This window comes from Massilia sp. ZL223, from assembly GCF_018119395.1.
In the GTDB taxonomy this organism is placed as follows: domain Bacteria; phylum Pseudomonadota; class Gammaproteobacteria; order Burkholderiales; family Burkholderiaceae_D; genus Telluria.
Map to the genome: position 1 here is coordinate 49,719 of NZ_JAGPWD010000009.1, position 18,037 is coordinate 67,755.

Annotated in this window: 13 protein-coding genes; 11 read left to right on the plus strand and 2 right to left on the minus strand. The window is 68.4% G+C overall.

Features of this window, described 5'->3' with window-relative positions:
* The first annotated feature begins 71 nt into the window (after nucleotides 1-71).
* Genes recC through recD form a run of 3 tightly spaced genes read left to right on the plus strand, consistent with a single transcriptional unit; the run spans nucleotide 72 to nucleotide 9,026 of the window.
* Nucleotides 72-3,455, plus strand: coding sequence for an exodeoxyribonuclease V subunit gamma (gene recC / locus KBW95_RS08350; RefSeq protein ID WP_211527963.1), 3,384 nt, complete (start codon nucleotides 72-74; stop codon nucleotides 3,453-3,455).
* The gene (gene recB / locus KBW95_RS08355; protein ID WP_211527964.1) at nucleotides 3,452-7,096 is read left to right on the plus strand and encodes an exodeoxyribonuclease V subunit beta; all 3,645 of its coding nucleotides are present in this window, start codon (nucleotides 3,452-3,454) and stop codon (nucleotides 7,094-7,096) included. The genes recC and recB overlap by 4 nt, the downstream gene beginning before the upstream one ends.
* Nucleotides 7,083-9,026, plus strand: coding sequence for an exodeoxyribonuclease V subunit alpha (gene recD, locus KBW95_RS08360; RefSeq protein ID WP_211527965.1), 1,944 nt, complete (start codon nucleotides 7,083-7,085; stop codon nucleotides 9,024-9,026). The genes recB and recD overlap by 14 nt, the downstream gene beginning before the upstream one ends.
* Nucleotides 9,027-9,072: 46 nt before the next feature.
* Here recD and KBW95_RS08365 read toward each other — a convergent pair whose 3' ends face one another.
* Together KBW95_RS08365 and KBW95_RS08370 are read right to left on the minus strand one after the other, a co-directional pair.
* The gene (locus tag KBW95_RS08365) at nucleotides 9,073-10,017 is read right to left on the minus strand and encodes a serine hydrolase (RefSeq protein ID WP_211524353.1); all 945 of its coding nucleotides are present in this window, start codon (nucleotides 10,015-10,017) and stop codon (nucleotides 9,073-9,075) included.
* A gap of 299 nt (nucleotides 10,018-10,316) precedes the next feature.
* A complete protein-coding gene (locus KBW95_RS08370) occupies nucleotides 10,317-11,327 on the minus strand; it encodes a sulfate ABC transporter substrate-binding protein (RefSeq protein WP_211524352.1) in 1,011 nt (336 codons plus the stop codon).
* Between the two features lie 215 nt (nucleotides 11,328-11,542).
* On the opposite strand from KBW95_RS08370, the gene KBW95_RS08375 reads away from it, so the two are divergent.
* The 8 genes from KBW95_RS08375 to KBW95_RS08410 all read left to right on the plus strand — a co-directional run bounded on the left by KBW95_RS08375 (nucleotide 11,543) and on the right by KBW95_RS08410 (nucleotide 18,036).
* Nucleotides 11,543-12,076 (plus strand): GNAT family N-acetyltransferase, encoded by a 534-nt coding sequence (locus KBW95_RS08375; RefSeq protein WP_211524351.1) that lies wholly within the window; start codon nucleotides 11,543-11,545, stop codon nucleotides 12,074-12,076.
* Nucleotides 12,077-12,187: 111 nt separating this feature from the next.
* Nucleotides 12,188-12,814, plus strand: a complete 627-nt coding sequence (locus KBW95_RS08380) for a DUF882 domain-containing protein (RefSeq protein WP_211524350.1) — start codon at nucleotides 12,188-12,190, stop codon at nucleotides 12,812-12,814.
* Nucleotides 12,815-12,917: 103 nt separating this feature from the next.
* A complete protein-coding gene (locus KBW95_RS08385; protein WP_211524349.1) occupies nucleotides 12,918-13,211 on the plus strand; it encodes a DUF378 domain-containing protein in 294 nt (97 codons plus the stop codon).
* Between the two features lie 3 nt (nucleotides 13,212-13,214).
* Nucleotides 13,215-13,676: a metallophosphoesterase family protein gene (locus KBW95_RS08390; RefSeq protein ID WP_211524348.1), complete on the plus strand. Its 462-nt coding sequence runs from the start codon at nucleotides 13,215-13,217 to the stop codon at nucleotides 13,674-13,676.
* A gap of 98 nt (nucleotides 13,677-13,774) precedes the next feature.
* Nucleotides 13,775-14,176: a hypothetical protein gene (locus tag KBW95_RS08395; protein ID WP_211527966.1), complete on the plus strand. Its 402-nt coding sequence runs from the start codon at nucleotides 13,775-13,777 to the stop codon at nucleotides 14,174-14,176.
* Nucleotides 14,177-14,252: 76 nt separating this feature from the next.
* Entirely contained in the window at nucleotides 14,253-15,062 is an 810-nt protein-coding gene (locus KBW95_RS08400; protein WP_211524346.1) for a transporter substrate-binding domain-containing protein, read from the plus strand.
* Nucleotides 15,063-15,111: 49 nt separating this feature from the next.
* Nucleotides 15,112-15,774: an amino acid ABC transporter permease gene (locus KBW95_RS08405; protein WP_211527998.1), complete on the plus strand. Its 663-nt coding sequence runs from the start codon at nucleotides 15,112-15,114 to the stop codon at nucleotides 15,772-15,774.
* A gap of 216 nt (nucleotides 15,775-15,990) precedes the next feature.
* The gene (locus KBW95_RS08410; RefSeq protein ID WP_229429627.1) at nucleotides 15,991-18,036 is read left to right on the plus strand and encodes a bifunctional diguanylate cyclase/phosphodiesterase; all 2,046 of its coding nucleotides are present in this window, start codon (nucleotides 15,991-15,993) and stop codon (nucleotides 18,034-18,036) included.
* Nucleotide 18,037 lies beyond the last annotated feature (1 nt).

Here is an 18,037-nt window from a genome sequence, read left to right on the forward strand (position 1 = left end):
AAGGGCGTCCGCACTACCGCCGAGCGCCCAAAACGGGTAGACTTTGCCCCTCGGCTGTTCGAATTGAAACCATGTCATCCCCGATCTCTCCCGGCTTGTTAATCTTGCACGGCAACCATCTCGAGTTGCTGCGCAGCGCCGTGTTCGACTGGATGCGCAGCCACCCGCTCGGCCCCCTGGAAGAAGAAATCATCCTGGTGCAATCGAACGGCGTGGCCGAATGGCTCAAGATCGCGCTGGCCGAGGAACTGGGCGTGTGCGCCGCCACCCGCGTGGCGCTGCCGGCGCGCTTCATGTGGGAAGCCTACCGCGGCATGCTGGGGCGCGAGCGCGTGCCCACCCGTTCGCCTTTCGACAAGGATCCGCTCACCTGGCGCCTGATGCGCCTGCTGCCCGGGCTATTGCAGGAGCCGGGCTACGAGCCGCTGGCGCGCTTCCTGGCCGACGGCGACGCCGAGCGCCGCCTGCAGCTGGCGGAGCGCCTGGCCGACCTCTACGACCAGTACCAGGTCTACCGCGCCGACTGGCTGATCGACTGGGCCGCCGGCCGCGACCAGCTGCGCCGCGCCGTGGGCGATCCGGTGCCGCTGGCGCCGGACCAGAAATGGCAGGCCTGCCTGTGGCGCGCCGTTCACGCCAGTGTGCCGCCGGAACAACGTTTTTCCGGCCGCGCCACCATCCACCAGCAATTCCTGGCCGCCAACCTGGAGAACCGCCAGCCGGTGTCGCGCCTGCCGCGCCGCGTGATCCTGTTCGGCATGTCGACCCTGCCTTACCAGACCCTGCAGGGCTTCGCCGCGCTCTCGCTGCACACCCAGGTGCTGGTGGCGGTGCCGAACCCCTGCCGCTTCTACTGGGGCGACATCATCGAAGGGCGCGAGCTGCTGCGCGCGGCGCGCCGCCGCCAGCCGCTGCGCGAGGGCGCCGACCTGTCCGGCGTGCCGATCGAGGAACTGCACGCGCACAGCCATCCGCTGCTGGCGAGCTGGGGCCGCCAGGGGCGCGACTTCGTGCGCATGCTGGACGAATTCGACAGCGGCGAAGGTGCTCGGCAGGGCAACCTGCGCGTCGACCTGTTCGCCGAGGACGAAGGCGAGACCCTGCTGGCCCAGGCCCAGGCCGCCGTGCGCGACCTGCTGCCCCTGAGCGAGCACCCGCACGTCCCGCCCGCGCGCGAAGACCGCTCGATCGAATTCCACATCACCCACAGCGTGCAGCGCGAAGTCGAGGTACTGCACGACCAGCTGCTGTCCTGGTTCGCCCGGGACCCGAGCCTGCGCCCGCGCGACATCGTGGTCATGGTGCCGGACATCGACGCCTTCTCTGCCGCGATCCACGCCGTGTTCGACCAGCACCGCCGCAGCGACCCGCGCCACATCCCCTTCGAGATCGGCGACGTGCGCGACCGCAGCGTGAATCCCTTGCTGGCCGCCCTCGAATGGCTGCTGCGCCTGCCGCAGCAGCGCTGCCGCCAGAGCGAAGTGCGCGACCTGCTCGACGTGCCGGCGGTGGCGCGCCGCTTCGGCCTGCACGCCGAGGACCTGGCCATCCTCGGCCGCTGGATCGAAGGCGCGGGCGTGCGCTGGGGCCTGGACCGCGAGCACCGCGACGGCCTGGGCCTGGGCTCGGCGGGCGAACAGAACGCCTGGATCTTCGGCGTGCGCCGCATGCTGCTCGGCTACGCCAGCGGCGTGGGCCGCAGCTTCGGCGAGATCGAACCCTACGGCGAAGTGGGCGGCCTGGACGCGTCCCTGGCCGGTTCGCTGGCGCAGCTGGTCGAAGCCCTGCTCGCATGGCGCGCCGTGCTGGCCGCGCCGCGCCGTCCCCTCGAGTGGGGCGAGGCCGCGCGCGGCCTGCTGGCCGCCTTCTTCTCGCCCCAGGACGAGGCCGACCGCCTGACCCTGGCCCAGCTGAACGAAGGCCTGCAATGCTGGCTCGAGACGGTGGACGCGGCCGGCTTCGACGAACCGGTCTCGCTGGCCGTGCTGCGCGAAGCCTGGCTGTCCCAGCTCGACCAGCCGACCCTGAACCACCAGTTCGTCTCGGGCGGCGTGACCTTCTGCACCCTGATGCCGATGCGCGCCGTGCCTTTCCGCGTCGTCTGCCTGCTCGGCATGAACGACGGCGACTTCCCGCGCCGCGCCCAGCAGACCGACTTCGACCTGCTGGCATTGCCCGGGCTTGCCCGTCCGGGCGACCGCTCGCGCCGCGACGACGACCGCTACCTGATGCTGGAAGCGATGCTGGCGGCGCGCGACAAGTTCTACGTCAGCTGGGTCGGCCGCAACGTGCGCGACAACAGCGAGCAGCCGGCCTCGGTGCTGGTGGCCCAGCTGCGCGACTACCTCGTCAACGGCTGGGACCTCGACCTGTCCGAGCGCACCGTCGAACACGCGCTGCAGCCCTTCAGCCGGCGCTACTTCGAGCGTGGCGGCCTGCTGACCTATGCGGGCGAATGGCGCTCGGCCCACGGCGCGGAAGAAGGGAAAGAGGGCGACGATCTGCCGCCGTATGAACTGGAGCCGGGCTTCGTGCTGCGCCTGGGCGAACTGGGCAGCTTCCTGCGCCAGCCGGCGCGCTACTTCTTCCGGCGCCGCCTGGGCGTGAGCTTCGCCGACGCCGCGGTCGTTGGCGAGGACGAGGAACCCTTCGCCCTCGACGCGCTGGAGCGCTTCTTCATCGAAGACCACCTGCTGGACGACAGCGGCCCCGCCGAGGGCCTGCACGAGGTGCGCGCCACCTTGAAGAACCGCGCCGAGCGCCTGGCGCGCGAAGGCGTGCTGCCGATCGGCCTGCTGGGCCGCCAGTGGCAGGAACAGCTGGTCGACGGCCTGGTGCCGGTGCGCAGCAGCTGGCTGCGCCTGGGCGCGCGCTTCCCGCAGCCGGCGCCCAAGCTGGCCGTCAGCCTGGTGTTCGACGACGGCCTGGCGCTGGAAGACTGGATCGACCGCCTGAGGAGCGACGGCGAGCGCAGCGCCTGGCTGGTGCAGATCTCGTCCAAGGTGCTGGACAAGCAGGGACAGCCGCGCGGCGACAAGCTGATCGGGCCCTGGCTGCGCCAGCTGGCCAGCGCCGCCTGCGGCCATCCGGTGGCGGGCTACCTGGTGGCGCGCGACGCGGTGCTGGAAATGGCGCCGCTGGAGCAGGATGCCGCGCGCAAGGCCTTGCGCGAGCTGGCGCTGCTCTGGCGCAGCAACCTGGACCAGCCGCTGGCCGTGGCCTGCAAGACCGCGCTGGCCTACCTGGCCGAGGGCGACGCCCGCACGACCTACGACGGCGCCTTCGAGATCTCGGGCGAGGTCACGGAGCCTTGCCTGGCGCGCCTGTGGCCGGACTTCGAAGCCTTGACCGCGGCCGGCGACTGGCCGCAGGTGGCGGTCCAGCTCTACGGCCCGCTGGCGCGCTGGCTGGACGAACAGGTGACCGTGACGCCGATCGGGGGAGACGAGGCATGAGCATTGAACTTGCTCCGCTGTCCTTCCCGCTGCACGGCTCGCGCCTGATCGAGGCCTCGGCCGGCACCGGCAAGACCTGGACCATCGCGGCGCTCTACCTGCGCCTGGTCTTGGGGCATGGCGGCGAGGACGCCTTCGTGCGCCCGCTTTTGCCGTCCGAGATCCTGGTGATGACCTTCACCCGCGCCGCCACGCGCGAGCTGTCCAACCGGGTGCGCGAGCGCCTGGTGCAGGCAGCCGCCTTCTTCCGCGGCGAACTGGACCTGATCGATCCCTATTTGCGCGACCTGGCCGAGGCCTACCCGGAGGGCAATGCCCGCAGCGTGGCCGCGCACCGCCTGATGCTGGCCGCCGAGACCATGGACGAAGCGGCGATCTTCACCATCGACGCCTGGTGCCAGCGCATGCTGCGCGAGCACGCCTTCGACAGCGGCAGCCTGTTCGACGAAGAGCTGGTCACCGACGAGCGCGCGCTGTTCGAGGACGCGGCCCACGATTACTGGCGCCAGCATATTTATCCGCTGGGCGCCGAGGCCCTCGACACGGTGCTGGGTTCCTGGAGCAGCGTCGAGGCGCTCAAGGAGAGCGTGCGCGAGCTGGTCTACCGCACCGCGCTGCTGGGCGAGCTGCCGGAGGAGCCGCTGGGCGCCCTGGTCGGCCGCCTGGTGGCCGCCCAGCGCGCCCAGTTGGCCGCCCTGAAGGATGGCTGGCATGAACGCGCGGGCGAGATGGAGCGCTGGATCGCCGGCCATCGCGAGCGCAATCCCAAGTGCTTCAACGGCAACAAGATGCGCGCCGATTCGCTGGTCAAATGGTTCGAGGCGCTGCGCAGCTGGGCCCTCGATCCGGACCTGCACCTGCCGGCGCTGCCCGACACGGCCTGGAAGCGCCTGAGCGAAGACGGTATCGTCGACGCCTTCAGCAAGGACTTCCATGCCGAGGTGCCGGAGTGCTTCGGCTGCACCGCCCAGCTGCAGGAAGATCTCAAGGCGATCGACCCGATCGCGCACGCGCTGCTGCGCCACGCCGCCGGCCACATCGCCCAGCGCATGCGCGAACTGAAGCGCCGCAACCGCCAGTTCGGCTTCGCCGACATGCTCGAGCGCCTGAAGGACGCGCTCGAAGGCGAGAACGGCGAGGCGCTGCGCGCCCGCATCGTGGCCCAGTTCCCGGTGGCGATGGTCGACGAATTCCAGGACACCTCGCCCGACCAGTACCGCATTTTCGACCTGCTGTACCGCGTCGCGGACGACGCCCCGCAGCAGGGCCTGTTCCTGATCGGCGACCCCAAGCAGTCGATCTACGGCTTCCGCGGCGCCGACATCCACAGCTATCTGTCGGCGCGGCGCGCCACCGAGGGCCGCCACTACAAGCTGGGCACCAACTACCGCTCGACCGCGCCGCTGGTGTCGGCCGTGAACCGCGTGTTCGCCGTGGCCGAAGGCGTGGACGGCGATGGCGGCTATCCGCAGGGCGCCTTCCGTTTCCGCCGCGGCGAGGACAATCCGCTGCCTTTCGAGCCGGTGGCGGCCAAGGGCCACCGCGAGCGCCTGGTCGGCATCGACGGCGCCCAGCCGGCCATGACGGTGGCCTGCTGCCACCGCGAAGACCTGAAGGGCGAGGAATACCGCGAGTTCTTCGCCCACCACTGCGCCGAAGACATCGTGCGCCTGCTGAACGACGAGCGGGTCGGCTTCTCCGACGGCGAACGCTTCCGGCGCCTGATGCCGGCCGATATCGCGATCCTGGTGCGCGACCGGCGCGAAGCCGCGGCCGTGCGGCGCGCCCTGGTGCGCCGCATGGTGGCCAGCGTTTACCTCTCGGACAAGGATTCGGTGATCGAAAGCGAAGAGGCGGCCGACATGCTGCGCTGGCTGTACGCGGTCGCCAATCCGCTCGACGGCGCCCTGGCGCGCGCCGCCTTCGCGACCCGCACGGCCGGCCTGCCGCTGGGCGAGCTGGCGAAATTGTCGAGCAACGAGGAAGCCTGGGAAGAGCGGGTGGAACAGCTCAAGGCCCTGCACGGCAGCTGGCAGCGCCAGGGCGTGCTGGCCATGCTGCGCCGCTTCGTGCATGAACTCGGCCTGCCGGCGCGGCTGCTGCGCGAGCCGGGCGGCGAGCGCCGCCTGACCAACCTGCTGCACCTGGCCGAACTGCTGCAGGAAGCCAGCACCCAGCTGGAAGGCGAGCAGGCCCTGATCCGCTGGTTCGCCGAGCAGATCGAAGGCCTGGGCGAGGGCGGCGACGAGCGCGTGCTGCGCCTGGAGAGCGACGCCGAGCTGGTCAAGGTCGTCACCGTGCACAAGTCCAAGGGCCTGGAATACCCGCTGGTCTACCTGCCGTTCGCGGTCACCGCGCGTCCGGTGGAAAAGGGCAGCCGCGCCTTCTTCGAATTCATCGACCAGAACGGCGAGCGCCGGCTGGACCTGAGCCTGAGCGCCGAAGCCCAGGCGGCGGTCGACCGCGCGCGGCTGGAAGAAGACCTGCGCCTGTTCTACGTGGCGCTCACGCGTGCGCGCCACGCGGTGTGGCTGGGCACGGCCGTGGTTCTGCACCGGGGCAAGAACCGGCTGCACGAATCCGCCTTCGGCTACCTGCTGGCCGGCGGCGAAGCGATTCCCCCGGCCGGCCTGCGCGAACGCCTGCGGCAGCTGTGCGGGGGCATTGAGTGCATCCGCCTGCTCGACCTCGAGGAAGACCAGGCCTCGACCGCCTTCGCGCGCGAGGACGAGCGCCCCGACCTGCTGGAGGCGCCGCGCTACGCGGCCAGCTTCGAGCGCGACTGGGCGATCGGCTCCTTCACCTCGCTGACGCGCCATGCGGTGGCGCCGCCCGCGCCAATGAGGGCGCAGGAACAGACCCTGCTGGAAGAAGAGCCCTCGGTGGCGACCCCGCCGCGCATCGAGGACGCGCCCTGGCACCGTTTCCCGCGCGGCTCGGTGCCGGGCAACTTCATGCACGAGCAGCTCGAATGGCTGGCCGGCGAAGGCTTCGGCTGCCTGGAAGATCCGGCCTGCGAGCTGCGCCTGGTGCAGCGCATCGAACGCGCCGGCTGGGCCAAGCGCATGGACGACGCCCTGGCCTGGCTGAAGGCCATCGTCGGTACCGAGCTGCCGCCGCTGGGCGCGGCCCTGGGCGACTTGCAGGATCCGCTGCCGGAAATGGAATTCTGGTTCCCCAGCGAGCGCCTGGACCTGCCGCGCCTGGACCGCCTGTGCCGCGAGCGCATCTTCGGCGGCGCCGTGCGCCCGATCTTGCCGGAGCGCGCCCTGCACGGCATGCTCAAGGGCTTCGCCGACCTCGTGTTCGAGCACGACGGCCGCTTCTGGGTGCTGGACTACAAATCGAACGCGCTGGGACCGGGCGACGCCGCCTATACCCAGGCCGCGATGGAAGCGGGCATGATGGAGCACCGCTACGATATCCAGGGCACGATCTACATGCTGGCGCTGCACCGCCTGCTGCGTGCTCGCCTGGGCCGGTCCTACCGCCCGCGCGAGCAGCTGGGCGGCGCCGTGTTCCTGTTCCTGCGCGGGATCGCCAACCCGGCCACGCGCGGCTGCTGCACCCTGGCGCCGGACCTGGAGCTGCTGGACGGCCTGGAACGACTGTTGAACAAGGAAGGCCATGGCGAAGACTGAAGGCAGCACGGTGGGGAGCACTGCGGCCCTGTGGGCCGAGATCGGCCGCCTGACGGACGAGGGCGAACTGCGCCGCCTGTCGGGCGCCTTCGCGCGCTTCGTCGCCTCCCTCGGCAACGCCGCGCCGCCGCTGGTGCTGGCCGCCACCGTGCTGTCCGAGCTGGAAGGCCATGGCCACAGCTGCCTGCAGCTGTCCGACCTGGCCGACGCCCAGGCCGCCGCCGTGCTGCTGGGCTGGAGCGAGGAGCAATGGAAGGCGCTGGCGGCCACCGCGGCGCCACTGCCGCGCGGCACGAAGGCCTGGGCGGCCCAGCTGGGCGCCTGCGAACAGGTCTGGCACGTGGACGAATTCGACTACGACCAGCCGCTGGTGCTGGACGGCGAACGCCTCTACCTGCGCCGCTACTGGCGCGACGAGCTGCTGGTGGCGCAATCGGTGCGCGAGCGCGCCAAGGCGCTGCGGCCGGTCGACAGCGAAGCCGTGCGCGCATGGCTGGACACCCTGTTCGCCTCGCAGCGCGCGGCCGAAAAGCCCGACTGGCAAAAGCTCGCCTGCGCCATCGCCCTGCGCGGCGCGGTGGGCATCATCACCGGCGGCCCCGGCACCGGCAAGACCTATACGGTGGCGCGCCTGCTGGCGCTGCTGTTCGCCACCGCGCCGGAAGCGGGCAGCCAGCGCATCGCCCTGGCCGCGCCGACCGGCAAGGCGGCCGCCCGCCTCAAGCAGTCGATCGACAAGGCCCTGAACGAACTGGCCGAGCGTGTCGGCGCCAAGCTGCCGCTGCGCGAACTCACCGCGCGCATGGGGGCCGCGCGCACCCTGCACAGCCTGCTGGGCGCGCGTCCGGACAGCCGCGCCTTCGCCCACCACCGCGGCAATCCGCTCGACGTGGACGTGCTCATCGTCGACGAAGCCTCGATGGTGCACCTGGAGATGATGGCCTGCCTGCTGGACGCGCTGCCGCCGACCGCGACCCTGATCCTGCTGGGCGACAAGGACCAGCTGGCCTCGGTGGAAGCGGGCGCGGTGCTGGGCGACCTGTGTCACAACGCCCAGGCCGGGGCCTATTCCGCCGCTACGCTGGCCTATGTGCGCGAGGCCAGCGGCGAAGAGCTGCCGGACGCCTTCCTGGGCAGCGGCGGCGCGCTGGCCCAGCAGACCGTGATGCTGCGCCACAGCCGCCGCTTCGGCGGTCCGATCGGCCAGCTGGCGCTGGCCGTGAACGCGGGCGACGGTCCGCGCGCCGAGGAGGTCTTGCGGGCGGGCGAGGGCGGCGTGCGCTGGATCGACCACGCCCAGCCGCAGAACCTGCTACAGCTGGCGCAGTCGGGCTATGGCCCTTACCTGGAACTGCTGCTGGCCGGGCCGCAAGGCGGGCATGAGGAATGGGTGCGCCAGGTGCTGCTGCGCTTCGAGTCCTTCCGCATCCTGTGCGCGGTGCGCGACGGCGAGTGGGGCGTTGCCGGACTGAACGACGCCATCGCCCAGCGCCTGGAAAGCGCGCGCCTGCTGCGCCGGGGAGGGGAATGGTATGTCGGCCGCCCGGTCATGGTGACCCGCAACGACTACGGCACCAAGGTCTTCAACGGCGACATCGGCCTGACCCTTGCGGACCCGGAGCGCCCCGGTTCGCTGCGCGTCTACTTCCTGGAGGGCGACACGGTGCGCAGCGTGCTGGCGACCCGCCTGCGCAACGTCGAGACGGCCTTCGCGATGACGGTCCACAAATCGCAGGGCTCCGAGTTCCGCCACACGGTGCTGGCCCTGCCGCGCGAACGCAGCGCGATCCTGACGCGCGAGCTGGTCTACACCGGCATCACGCGCGCCAGCGAAGTGTTCACCCTGGTGACCCCGGCTGGCGAGGTGCTGCTGGATGCGATCGGGCGGCGTACGCACCGCACCAGCGGCCTGCGCGACATGATCGGCTAAATGGAAAAGGAGCCTGACGGCCCCTTTCGTATGCTGCGTCCGCTGTTCAGTTGCGGCGCTTGCGGGTGACTTTCACCTTGGCTTTGCTGCGCTTCTTGACCACCTTGAGCTTGCCGGTGCTGGCGCTCGCCTTGATGCGGGCGCGGCTTGAGCTTGCCTTGAAGCGCGGGGCGCGGCTGGAAGCCCGGGCCACCTTGGTCGCCGGCTCGCCGGTGATGAAGCGGCGGATGTTGAGCGCATCCAGGATGCGGGTCGACGAGGCGCCGGCGTTGAGCAGCACCATGGTCGCGTTCTTGCCCGCGGCCTTGATGTTCATGATCAGGCAGCGGCCCGCTTCCGAGGTGTAGCCGGTCTTCGACAGGCCGATGTCCCAGCCCTTGGCGCCCACCAGGCGGTTGGTGTTGCGGTACTCGACCTGGCGGCCGTTGATGCTGATGAGATCCTTCGACACGGTGGTCATCTCGGTGATCTCGGGGTACTTGGTCGATGCGGTCGCCATCTTGATCAGGTCGCCGGCGGTCGAGCGGTTGTGCGGCGACAGGCCGGTCGGCTCTTCGATCACGGTCTGGCTCATGCCCAGGGAAGCGGTCTTGCGGCGCACGGCGGCCTTGAAGCCGGCGGTGCCGCCCGGGAAGGTGCGGGCCAGCGCGGCGGCGGCGCGGTTGTCCGAGGACATCAGGGCCAGATGCAGCACGTCGCGGCGCGAGATCAGCGCACCGACCGGCACGCGCGAGCTGCTGTGCTTGAAGGTGTCGACGTCGCTGCGGTCGATCTCGATCAGCTCGTCCATGTCCAGCCTGGCGTCGAGCACGACCATCGCGGTCATCAGTTTGGTCAGGGAGGCGATCGGCACCACTGCGTCGGCGTTTTTCTCGAGCAGGATCTTGCCGGTATCGTCTTCCACCACGAGCACCGATTGCGAACCGAAGGGCACGGCGAAAGCCGCAGCCGAGATCGACATCAATACGGTGGCGAACAATTTTTTGATCATTGTTGGGTCTGGAATCCGGGTTGAAGTTGACAGTCTGGGAGGCGCCGAGGCTGGCGCACAATCAACATCTATCTGTAGGGCAACTACAGGAAGGACGATAGCACCACTCCGCCGCGCATGTCTATGGCGTACAAGCAAAATCGCCCTTGGAAAGGGCATTTATCGCAGAAAATATGGCGTACATGCGTCATTCCTTGTCGAGCGCACTACAAAGCTGCTCAGCAGTATACCTCGACTCCAGAAACGACAAGCCCTGCACACGGCAGGGCTTGTGACACAATCGTAAGGACGCCAGGCGCTTACTTCGACTGGTAGATCTTGTCGAATTCGCCGCCGTCGTCGAAGTGGCGGTCCTGCGCCTTCTGCCAGCCGCCGAACAGCTCGTCCACCGTGAACAGGGTGATCGGCTTGTAGTTGGCCGCGTACTTCTTCATCACCGCTTCGTTACGCACGCGCAGGAAGTGCTTGGCGCCGATTTCCTGGCCTTGCGGCGAGTACAGGAAGTTCAGGTAGGCGGTCGCGGGCTTGCGCAGGTTGCGGCGGTCGACCACCTTGTCGACCACGGCCACCGGCGACTCGGCCAGGATCGAGACCGACGGGTAGACCACTTCGAAGTTGTCGCCAAACTCGGCGCGCACCATGCTCACTTCGTTCTCGAAGGTCACCAGCACGTCGCCGATCTGGCGCTGGGTGAAGGTGGTGGTGGCGGCGCGGCCGCCGGCGTCCAGGATCGGCACGTTCTTGAAGATGCGGCCCACCAGGTCGCGCGCCTGCTGGTCGTTGCCGCCTTTCTTCAGCACCGAGCCCCAGGCGGCCAGGTAGGTGTAGCGGCCATTGCCCGCGGTCTTCGGATTCGGGATGATGACCTGCACGCCGGGGCGGGCCAGGTCTTCCCAGTTGCGGATCTGCTTCGGGTTGCCCTTGCGGACCAGGTAGACCATGGTCGAGTAATACGGGGCGGCATTGTTCGGGAACTTCTTGGCCCAATCCTTCGTCACCAGGCCGCGCTCGGCCAGCATGTCGATGTCGTTGGCCTGGTTCATGGTCACCACCGAGGCTTCCAGGCCGTCGGCGACGGCGCGTGCCTGCTTGCTCGAACCGCCATGCGACTGCTTGACGCTGACCGTTTCCCCGGTCTGCTTCTTGTAGGTTGCGATGAAGGCCGGGTTGATGTCCTTGTAGAGTTCGCGCGCCACGTCGTAGGAAACGTTGAGCAGCTCGGTGTCGGCCGCGCTGGCTTGCAGGGGCAGGGCGGCGCCCAGGGCCAGGGTCAGGATCCAGCGGCGCAGGGAATTCGGGGAAGTCGTCATGTTCTTCTCGCTTAGGAAATTAATAGTGCACAAGGACCATGTTCCGCAATTTCGCACCGGAACGGAACGACAGATTTGTCATAACCATATACGGCTTACGCACGCGCGTTCCCCATTGTGCAGTGCGAAAGCAGAGCCTCCCCCTTTTGTGTATAGTCGAGGCCTTGCGACGCGCCGGCGGCGCCCGTTCGTTATGTTTCCAACGTTGATGATTGATGTCCACCCGTATTGACATTCGCAAGGCCGCCCCCGGGGACGCGCCTGCCGCCTGCTCCCTGCTGCGCCGCTCGATCGAAGAGGGGCGCCGGGACGACCACCGCGACGACCCGGAGGTACTCGGCCCCTGGCTCGGCAACAAGACTCCGGCCACCGTCGCCACCTGGTTCTCCACGCCCAGCAATTTCGCCCTGGTCGCCGAAAGCGAAGGCCAGCTGGTCGGCCTGGCCTTGCTGACCCAGGCCGGCAAGGTGGCCCTGTGCTACGTGCTGCCCGAAGCCTTGCGCTGCGGCGTTGGCCGCGCGCTGCTGGCCGCCGTCGAGGAGCAGGCCCGCACCTGGAATATCAACAAGCTCTTCCTGCACAGCCCGGCTGGCGCCAGCGCTTTTTTCGAGCGCCACGGCTACCTCAATGCCGGCAAGGAAACGTCCTGCTTCGGCCTCGAATGCGACCTGCTCTGGAAACGGCTCGACCAGGATTGCCAGCTTGAAGAGGGCGCCGCGCGCAAGCGTTTCTGCAACTGCAGCGGATAAGCAACATATCCCGCCTCTAGATTCCCATCTACAACGCTTCTCGGCGTGTTTCCAGCTTTTACGTGCTCCTGCCTTCAGCTATAGTACGCGTCTCGCATTGATGAGTTCGTTATGGCTTCACGTAGAGATTTCCTGAAACAGGGCGCCGGCCTGTGCGCCCTTGGCGCCCTTGGCGCTCAGATTGCCGCCGCCGCATCGTCCACCACCGAGATGTCGCCGCCGCCGGATTTGTTCGATGCGCAATTGCTCGACCTGGATTTCTGGGTCAAGCCGCGCACCCTGTCGGTCGTGCGTCCCGCCAGCGGCGAGCGCGCCAAGGTGCTGTACTGGAAGGACGGCGAGGTCATCGACTCGGCCTACCAGGAACTCTGCCACCTGCTGCGCGACGTCAACGGCCGCGAAACGGCGCCGATCGATCCCAAGCTGCTCGAAATGCTCTGGGGCACCCAGGCCTTCATCGCCCGCTACGGCCTGACCCAGCCGCTCGAGATCCTGTCGGGCTACCGCACCGAAGCGTCGAACAAGCGCCTGATCGAAGAGGGCGTCCCGGCCGCGCGCAAGTCGCTGCACATGCTGGGCAAGGCGGCCGACATCCGCGTCGCCGCCCTCAACGAGGAAGTGCTGGGCGGCCTGATCCGCAGTTTCCGCCAGGGCGGGGTCGGCTACTACTACCGCTCCGGCCCGAAGGGCGGCTGGATCCACGCCGATACCGGCCTGCAGCGCACCTGGAAAGGCTGATCCGGACGCGTGCGAGGGGCGCAAAGAACTTGCGCTAGTATTTGTTGTCATGGTCAGGGGGCCAGACCCTGGCTAATCATTTCCTTAAATTAAGGAGGCTGTGATGGCAACAATGAACGCACCAACGATGGACCGCAGGACCACCGGCGAGCGCCGGGTGTCCATGCGTCCACATACCCGCTCCGCGATGTCCGGGCTGGATTACCTGGCGATGGCGCTCCTGATCATCGGTGGCCTGAACTGGGGCATGGTCGGCCTGTTCGATGTCGACATGGTCGCGACCTTGTTCGGACCGGGCAGCCCGGCGACCCGGGTGGTCTATGTGCTGGTGGGCGTGGCGGCGCTGTATTCGGTCTACACCACGGCCAAGATGGCCGGCAGCAAGCGCGGCTTGTAAGGCATGCGGGTCGGACTGATCTCCGACACGCACGGGCTGCTGCGCCCGCAGGCGCTGGACTTCCTGCGGGGCAGCGCCCATATCCTCCACGCGGGCGACATCGTCGCGCCCGACATCCTCGACCGGCTTGCCGGGATCGCGCCCCTGACGGCGGTGCGCGGCAATAACGACCGCGGCGCCTGGGCCGAGGGCTTGCCGCATACCGTGCGCCTGGACCTGGGCGGCGTCGGCATCTACATGATTCACGATCTCAAGGAGCTGGAGGGCGATCCTGCGGCGGATGGCGTGCGCGTCGTGGTGGCGGGGCATTCGCACAAGCCGGCTTGTGTGGAGAAGCATGGCGTGCTGTATGTGAATCCGGGGAGTGCGGGGCCGAGGAGGTTTTCCTTGCCGATTTCGGTGGGGGAGTTGTTGATTGAAGGCGGCAGCGTGCAGGTCAATCTGGTGACGCTGGACCTTAGTTGATGGGGTCTCGGGTTTGCGTGCAGGCCGCAGCCGTTACTCCTACCTCGAAGCCCATATAATCCCGTAAGATAGCGTTCGACCTCATTCAAACGCAGCACATGACCACCCAACCCGATTCGCCCCGCTTCAAACCCCGCCTCTGGACTCCCCTCGAGACGCCGCAGGACGTCGAACTCTGGATCGACGAGCACAACCGCTTCCTGCAGGAGACCGTCAAGCCCCAGGAAACCGGCGTCGGCATCTGCTTCACGCTCGGCGAAGGCGGCAACATCTACATGCAGACCACCGCCGACGCGGTCATCCTCGACGTCGAGCCCGACGCCTCCTGGATCGCGCCCCTGATCTCGGCCGCCACCGGCGCCGAGCCGCCGCGCGGGCAGATCTGGGTCCTGCCCGACGACAGGCTGGTCCAGCTGATTCTGGGACTGTCGATGCTGGTCGAGAGCACCACGCTCGTCACCGGCCACCATTTCGGCTCGCAGGGCCGGCGCGCCTGGTGACCAAACCCGCCCCTCGCTAGGCACCCAAGCCGGTTTTCGGTTATAAAGTCAGCTCGATATTGTTCGGAGTAAAGTGATGGGCAAGCAAGTGACGAAGCGGGGTCGGCGCGCGGCGCTCGCCCTCGGTCTGGCAAGCGGCGTGCTCCTGGCGCTGCCGGCGGTGGCGGCCGACCTGATGACGGAAGCGAAGGCGCGCGGCACCCTGCGCATCGCGATGGAAGGCACCTACCCGCCGTTCAACTACAAGGACCCCAAGACCGGCCAGCTGGCCGGCTACGATGTCGACGTCGCCCGCCTCGTGGCGGGCAAGCTGGGCCTGAAGCCCGAATTCGTCACCACCGAATGGGCCGCCATCCTGGCGGGCCTGGCGGCCGGCAAGTACGACGTCATCGTCAGCCAGGTCGGCATCACGGCCAAGCGCCAGCAGGCCTTCGATTTCTCCGTTCCCTACACCTACTCGAGCCCCCAGCTGATCGTGCGCAAGAACGAGCGCGCGGCCTACGCCAGTCTCAACGACCTCAAGGGCCGCAAGGTCGGCGTGGGGCAGGGCAGCGTGTTCGAGCAGCAGATCAAGGCGGTGCCGGGCGTCGAGGTGAAGAGCTATCCGGCGGCCCCGGAAAACCTGCAGGACCTGGCCTTCGGCCGCATCGACGCGGCCCTCAACGACAGCCTGATGGTGTCCTACCTGCTCAAGCATTCGCAACTGCCGATCAAGGCCGGTCCGCGCGTGGGCGCGGTCGAGCGCATGGGCGTGGCCATGCGCAAGGGCAATCCCCAGTTCAAGGCGGCGGTCGACAAGATCATCAACGACGCCCGCGCCGACGGCAGCCTGAAGCAGCTCTCGCTCAAGTGGTTCGGCGCCGACGCCAGCCAGGAACCCAAGTGAACGGCCCCCTGTGACCCCTGCCGACGCCGCCCCCTGGAGCGCGCCGCTGCTGGAACTCGCCGGCCTGCTGCGCGACGCGGCGCCGGTCATGCTCACCGGCGCCGGGTATACGCTGCTGTTCGCCGTCGCCTCGATGGTGGGCGGGCTGGCGCTCGGTTTTCCCGTGGCCCTGATGCGCATCGCGCCCTGGCGCGTGCTGCGCCTGCCGGCCTCGCTCTACGTGAGCGTGATGCGCGGCACGCCGCTGCTGGTGCAGATCTTCGTCATCTACTACGGCCTGCCGAGCATCGGCATCGAATTCACGCCGGTGGCGGCCGGGGTGCTGGCGCTCTCACTGAATGCCGGCGCCTATCTGTCGGAAAGCCTGCGCGGTGCCGTGCAGAGCGTCAGCGAAGGCCAGTGGCGCGCCAGTTTCAGCCTCGGACTCGGCTGGTGGCAGGCGCTCGGCTACGTCATCCTGCCGCAGGCGCTGCGCGTGGCGGTGCCGTCCATGAGCAACACCCTGATCAGCCTGATCAAGGACACCTCGCTGGTATCGGTGATCGCCCTGACCGAGCTGATGCTGGCGACCAAGGAAGTCATCGCCGCGACCTTCCAGCCCTTGCCCCTGTACCTGGCCGCCGCCGCGATCTACTGGTGCCTGAGCCTGTTCTTCGAATTCCTCCAGCGCCGCGCGGAGCTGCGTCTCAACCGTTCCTACCAGCCTCGTTGAGCAGCTGTCTAGTGTTGTAGAAATGCATTTGGCATATGTGCAACACATCTCGACAGCATCATCGACCAGTGTTAGTCTTTTTGGAAATACTGACTGTCGGCAACGATTGGCGGAGGAATTATGGAGTATGGCCAGCTAAGGCCGCCCCTTGCATCTTCCACCCCGGAAGCGGCAAGCCCTGACGCCGAGGCCGCCGCGCTGCCCGGTGGCGACGCCATGTTTTCGCCGCCCGCCCAGCCCACCGCCGGCTACAACGAGCTGTTCCTGCTGGCGCCTTTCGGTTTCTTCCTGCTGGGGCTGGACGGCGCCATCCTGCAGGCCAACCTGTGCGGCGCCAGGATGCTGGGCCTGCCGCGCGAGCGCGCGCTCGGCCTGCGCCTGCGCGAGGCCTTGGCCGACACCGACCGCCCCGTCTTCGACCGCTTCCTGATGGCCACCCGCGGCGCGGAACCCGAGCCGCGTTGCGAAGTGATGCTGCGCGCACAGGACGGCAGCGCAAGCTGGGTTTGTTTGACGGGAAGCTACGACGTCGGCACGCGTGCTTGCCGCGTGGTGGCGGAGCGAACCGGCAGTCGCCTGGAGGCGCTGGCGCGCAGCGAGGAGCGCCTGCGCCGCATCGTGCACTGCGCCGACGAGGGCGTCTGGGAAGTCGATGCGCACGGCAACACCACCTTTGTCAACCCGCGCATGGCGGCGCTGCTCGGCTACCAGATCGAGGACGTGCTCGACTTGCCCGTGGGCCGTTTCATGGACGACGAGGGCAGGGCGCTGCTGGAGCGGAACATCGCGCGGCGGCGCCAGGGCGAGGTGCGGCGCTACGAGTTCAAGTTCATCCGCAAGGATGGGGGCGCGCTGTGGACCTGTGTCGCCATCAATCCACTGTTCGATGCGGGCGGGCGCTATCTTGGCGCGCTGGCCCTGGTCAACGACATCACCAGCCAGCGCGAGGCCGCGGCGCGCATCTGGCGCCGCGCCAACTATGACGATTTGACCGGCCTGCCCAACCGCCACATGTTCATGGACCGGCTGGCGCAGGAGATCCGCCGCGTCGACCGCAGCGCGGCCTTCCTGGCGCTGCTCTTCCTCGACCTTGACCGCTTCAAGGAAGTGAACGACCGCCTCGGCCACGCGGCCGGCGACCGCCTGCTGGCCGAAGCGGCGCAGCGCATCGGAGCCTGCGTGCGCGCCGCGGACACCATCGGGCGCCTGGGCGGCGACGAATTCACCGTGGTGCTGTCCGGGCTGGACCGGATCGCGACCGTCGACCGGATCGCCCAGTCCATCGTCGATGCGCTGGCGGCCCCGTTCGTGCTCGACGGCCAGCGGGCGGAGGTGTCCGCCTCGATCGGCATCGCGCTGTATCCGGCCGACGCCGGCCAGCTGTGCGACCTGATGGCGCGCGCAGACCAGGCGATGTACGTGGCCAAGCACGCCGGCCGCAACCGCTACAGCTACTACACCGACGGCGCCCAGCAGGCCATGCTGGCGCGCCAGGCCATCGCGGCGGAGCTGCGCACGGCGCTGGCGGCGAACCAGTTCGAACTCCTGTACCAGCCGATCGTGTCGCTGCGCAGCGGGCGGGTGCGCAAGGCCGAGGCCCTGCTGCGCTGGCGCCATCCGCGCCGCGGCCTGCTGCGCCCGGCAGAATTCATGCCCTTCGCGGAGTCGAGCGGGCTGATGGTCGAGATCGGCGACTGGGTGCTGCGCGAGGCGGCGCTCCAGGTGCAGCACTGGCAGCAGCACGTGGATCCCCAGTTCCAGGTAAGCGTCAACAAGTCGCCGGCCCAGGTCCAGCGCGAACCGGGCCAGTACGACGCCTGGCTGGCCTTCCTCAGGGAGCGCGCGCTGCGGCCGCGCAGCGTGGTGATCGAGATCGGCGAGAGCATGCTGCTGGAGGGAATGGATGCGGTGATCGAGCGCCTGCGCCCTTACCGCGCCATGGGCCTGCAGGTGGCCCTGGACCATTTCGGCGCCGGCTATTCCTCGCTGGCCCACCTGGTGCGCTACGAGCTCGATTACGTGAAGATCGACCACGGCTTCGTCGACGCGCTGGACCGCGAAGCCAACGGGCTGGCGGCCTGCGAAGCCATCATCGCGATGGCGCACAAATTGGGAATGAAGGTGGTGGCCGAGGGCGTCGAGACCGAACTCCAGCGCACGCTCTTGCGCGAGGCCGGCTGCGATTATGCGCAAGGGTATGTCGTCGGCGGACCGATGTCTGCCGACGAACTGGAAAGGCTGGCGCTGGCGGCCAGCCCTTGAC

Excerpts from the sequence above, each read along its gene's own strand:
- recD (WP_211527965.1), top strand. The coding sequence starts at position 7,083 with ATGGCGAAGACTGAAGGCAGCACGGTGGGGAGCACTGCGGCCCTGTGG.
- KBW95_RS08365 (WP_211524353.1), bottom strand. The coding sequence starts at position 10,017 with ATGATCAAAAAATTGTTCGCCACCGTATTGATGTCGATCTCGGCTGCG.
- KBW95_RS08400 (WP_211524346.1), top strand. The coding sequence starts at position 14,253 with ATGGGCAAGCAAGTGACGAAGCGGGGTCGGCGCGCGGCGCTCGCCCTC.
- KBW95_RS08380 (WP_211524350.1), top strand. The coding sequence starts at position 12,188 with ATGGCTTCACGTAGAGATTTCCTGAAACAGGGCGCCGGCCTGTGCGCC.
- KBW95_RS08390 (WP_211524348.1), top strand. The coding sequence starts at position 13,215 with ATGCGGGTCGGACTGATCTCCGACACGCACGGGCTGCTGCGCCCGCAG.
- recB (WP_211527964.1), top strand. The coding sequence starts at position 3,452 with ATGAGCATTGAACTTGCTCCGCTGTCCTTCCCGCTGCACGGCTCGCGC.
- recC (WP_211527963.1), top strand. The coding sequence starts at position 72 with ATGTCATCCCCGATCTCTCCCGGCTTGTTAATCTTGCACGGCAACCAT.
- KBW95_RS08395 (WP_211527966.1), top strand. The coding sequence starts at position 13,775 with ATGACCACCCAACCCGATTCGCCCCGCTTCAAACCCCGCCTCTGGACT.
- KBW95_RS08375 (WP_211524351.1), top strand. The coding sequence starts at position 11,543 with ATGTCCACCCGTATTGACATTCGCAAGGCCGCCCCCGGGGACGCGCCT.
- KBW95_RS08370 (WP_211524352.1), bottom strand. The coding sequence starts at position 11,327 with ATGACGACTTCCCCGAATTCCCTGCGCCGCTGGATCCTGACCCTGGCC.
- KBW95_RS08385 (WP_211524349.1), top strand. The coding sequence starts at position 12,918 with ATGGCAACAATGAACGCACCAACGATGGACCGCAGGACCACCGGCGAG.
- KBW95_RS08410 (WP_229429627.1), top strand. The coding sequence starts at position 15,991 with ATGTTTTCGCCGCCCGCCCAGCCCACCGCCGGCTACAACGAGCTGTTC.